Origin of the sequence: Kitasatospora sp. NPDC057198 (assembly GCF_042670125.1) — a bacterium.
Lineage (GTDB): Bacteria > Actinomycetota > Actinomycetes > Streptomycetales > Streptomycetaceae > Kitasatospora.
Genome location: NZ_JBHUWH010000705.1, coordinates 1 through 2,742, shown reverse-complemented (window position 1 = coordinate 2,742; position 2,742 = coordinate 1). Strand labels below are relative to the sequence as shown.

The 2,742-nt window shown below is 71.9% G+C and carries 4 protein-coding genes; 2 read left to right on the top strand and 2 right to left on the bottom strand.

Features of this window, described 5'->3' with window-relative positions; translation table 11 throughout:
• Positions 1 to 99 precede the first annotated feature (99 nt).
• Both ACFUEL_RS38025 and ACFUEL_RS38020 read right to left on the bottom strand, forming a co-directional pair.
• Positions 100 to 495, bottom strand: a complete 396-nt coding sequence (locus tag ACFUEL_RS38025) for an SsgA family sporulation/cell division regulator (RefSeq protein WP_380242539.1) — start codon at positions 493 to 495, stop codon at positions 100 to 102.
• 93 nt (positions 496 to 588) lie between these two features.
• A complete protein-coding gene (locus tag ACFUEL_RS38020) occupies positions 589 to 960 on the bottom strand; it encodes a hypothetical protein (RefSeq protein ID WP_380242538.1) in 372 nt (123 codons plus the stop codon).
• A 205-nt stretch (positions 961 to 1,165) separates the two neighbouring features.
• Here ACFUEL_RS38020 and ACFUEL_RS38015 point away from each other — a divergent pair, with 205 nt between their 5' ends.
• Positions 1,166 to 2,068 carry an RNA polymerase sigma factor SigF gene (locus ACFUEL_RS38015; protein ID WP_380242536.1) on the top strand — a complete coding sequence of 301 codons (903 nt, stop codon included), beginning with the start codon at positions 1,166 to 1,168 and terminating at the stop codon, positions 2,066 to 2,068.
• Between the two features lie 147 nt (positions 2,069 to 2,215).
• Positions 2,216 to 2,569, top strand: a complete 354-nt coding sequence (locus tag ACFUEL_RS38010; protein ID WP_380242534.1) for an STAS domain-containing protein — start codon at positions 2,216 to 2,218, stop codon at positions 2,567 to 2,569.
• The last annotated feature ends 173 nt before the right edge of the window (positions 2,570 to 2,742 follow it).

Sequence of the window (2,742 nt, the reverse complement as noted above, 5' to 3'; positions counted from 1 at the left end):
GGCCGCTCCCACTCCGGCCGGAGCCACCGGCCGGGGCCACCGTCCGGAATCGCCGTCCAGAACCACCGTCCGGAATCGCCGTCCGGAGCCGCAGACCGTTCAGGCCGACAGCAGCCCGGCCAGCCCGCCGTCCCAGTCGATCAGTTCGAACTCGCTGCCCAGCGGCACCAGTTCGAGGGTGGCGGTGAGGAACCCGGCCAGCGCGTCCAGGTCGACGCTGAGCGCCACCGGGCCGCCCGCGCCGCCGAGCACCAGGCACAGCGAGCCGTCGTCGATCGGCGCGAAGTGGATGTCGCCGTCGCCGACCGGTCCGTGCAGCGCGGCGAGCAGCATCTCCCGGGAGAGCACCCAGCCCGCCCCGGCGGCACGCGGGCCGAAGTCGAGGCGCACCGCGTACGGGTCGTCGGGCCGGTAGCGCCAGTCGGTGTCGAGGTCGACGGGGGTGCCGTCGGGGGCGAGCAGGTGCAGGGTGATCCGCTCGGTGACGGGGCCCATGGCGGTGCTCCCTTCCGTTTCTCGCGGGCGTACAAGGGCGTACAGGGGTGTGCAAAAGCGTGCAAGAGCGGTGGGCGGGCCGGCCGGGCCCGGTCAGGCGGCCAGGTGCTGCCGGTGCTCCTCGACGCGGGTCTTGAAGGCGGCGAGTTCGTCGATGATCCGGCGGTCGGTGAAGCCGAGGCCCTCGACCAGGTGGTCCCACAGCCCGTGCGGTTCGGTGTCGAGCTGGAGCATCAGCCGGGTGCTGTGCTCGGTGACCCGGTGGAAGGTGACGACCCCGGAGTGCCCGGGGAGCTCGGGGCCGCCGCTCCAGGCGATCCGGTCGAGCGGCAGCACCTCGGTCGCGGTGGCGCCCCGTCCGGCCCCGCCGCGCATGCAGGCGGGCAGCGGCTGGTAGTCGGTCCACTCGCGGTAGACCTCGGCGATCGGCGCCTCGATCTCGATGGATTCCTCGATCCGGCCCATGGTGTTCCCTCCTCCGCCGGGGTGCGGCCGCCGGTGCGGTCCGCGTCGGGGATCCGCCTGCCCCGCCCGCGGGGGCGCATGCACATCCAAAGTGAGCAGACCTCGCCACATTTGCTTCACATAAACTTCACAGTCGATCCTGGCATGATCGAAGGAACCCCGGGTACCCGGGAACGGACCGGCCGGAGACGAGGAAAGGACTGGCATGCTCGTGCCCACTGATGAACTTCTCCTGACTGCCCCTATCGAGGCATCCTCCGCCCCGCTGGGAGTGCCCGCCGCCGCCCCCGAGGCCGTCGCCCTGGACCTCGACCCGGAGGTGCTCGCCGACCCGGTGAACGCCACCCCCGCCGACGCCCGCGCGATGACCCGGGTGCTGCTGCGCCGGCTGGCCGGCCTGGAGGAGGGCACCCGCGAGTTCAGCTACGTGCGCAACACCCTGATCGAACTGAACCTGACCCTGGTCAGGTTCGCGATCCGGCGCTTCGGCCACAGCAAGGAGCCGTACGAGGACCTGCTCCAGGTCGGCTCGGTCGGCCTGATCAAGGCGATCGACCGGTTCGACCCGGAGCTCGGCGTCGAGTTCACCACCTACGCGGTGCCCACCATCGTCGGCGAGATACGGCGCCACTTCCGGGACACCACCTGGTCCGTGCACGTGCCGCGCCGCCTGCAGGAGCTGCGCCTGGACCTGGCGAAGGCCCAGGACGCGCTGGCCCAGTCCCTGGACCGCGAGCCGACCGTCGCCGACCTCGCCGAGTACCTCTCGATCTCCGAGGAGGAGGTGATCGAGGGTCTGGCCGCCGCGAACGCGCACACCGCCGGGTCGCTCGACCTGACCTCCCCGGGCGAGGGCGACGGGCAGCAGCCCGCCGAGCGGCTCGGCCGGGTGGACGGGCGGTTCGCGCTGGTGGAGAACCTGGTCGCGCTGAAGCCGCTGATCGCGCAGCTGCCGGAGCGGGAGCGGCAGATCCTCGCGATGCGGTTCTGCGAGGACCTCACCCAGTCGCAGATCGGCGCGCGCCTGGGCCTGTCCCAGATGCACGTCTCCCGGCTGCTGTCCCGCACGCTGGCCAAGCTCCGCACCGGGCTCGACGCGACCGACTGACGCGAGTCGGTCGACTCTCCTGGTGGTGACGGCTCCTGCCGTCCGCACCGACCGCACCGGGCACCCCGTCTCGACCGCCGCGCCCGCGAGTGCGTAAGGTCGAGGCAGATCGGTCGAAGGAACAGGACGAGGATGCCAGCCGAGAACATGCCCGTGGCCCCCCTGGCGGTGGACGTCCGGCGCACGCCGTCCCGCGCGGCGGTGTGCGTATTGTCGGGCGACTTGGACATCGAGACCCTGGCGCCCGCCAGGGAGGCGCTCGACCTGCTGGTCGCCGAGCGTCCCCGGGCGCTGGTGGTCGACCTGGGACGGGTCGACTTCTGCGACTCGTCAGGATTGAACCTGCTGCTCCAGACCCGGATGGCGGCCGTCGACGGAGGGATCCCCTTCCATCTGGCGGCGCTGTCCGGGCCGGTCCAGCACCTGCTCGAACTGACCGGCGCGAAGGCCGTGTTCGCCATCCACGAGACAGTGGACGCGGCCGTCGCCGCGGGCGGCTGACCGGCCCGACCGCGCTGTCCGCCATCCGCCCGTACTCGTACTGTCGGCCGCACCGGGCATAATCCGGGCGCGGCCGGGAAATCGATCCGTGAGAACGACCCGTGAGCCTGTGAGAGCGCCGTCGAGAGCGAAGGGAACCCGTACGTGACACCGAGCCGGGGAACCCTGAACGG

What these genes read in the sequence shown, in the direction of transcription:
- ACFUEL_RS38025 (WP_380242539.1), bottom strand. Translation starts at nt 495, where the DNA reads ATGGGCCCCGTCACCGAGCGGATCACCCTGCACCTGCTCGCCCCCGAC.
- ACFUEL_RS38015 (WP_380242536.1), top strand. Translation starts at nt 1,166, where the DNA reads ATGCTCGTGCCCACTGATGAACTTCTCCTGACTGCCCCTATCGAGGCA.
- ACFUEL_RS38020 (WP_380242538.1), bottom strand. Translation starts at nt 960, where the DNA reads ATGGGCCGGATCGAGGAATCCATCGAGATCGAGGCGCCGATCGCCGAG.
- ACFUEL_RS38010 (WP_380242534.1), top strand. Translation starts at nt 2,216, where the DNA reads ATGCCCGTGGCCCCCCTGGCGGTGGACGTCCGGCGCACGCCGTCCCGC.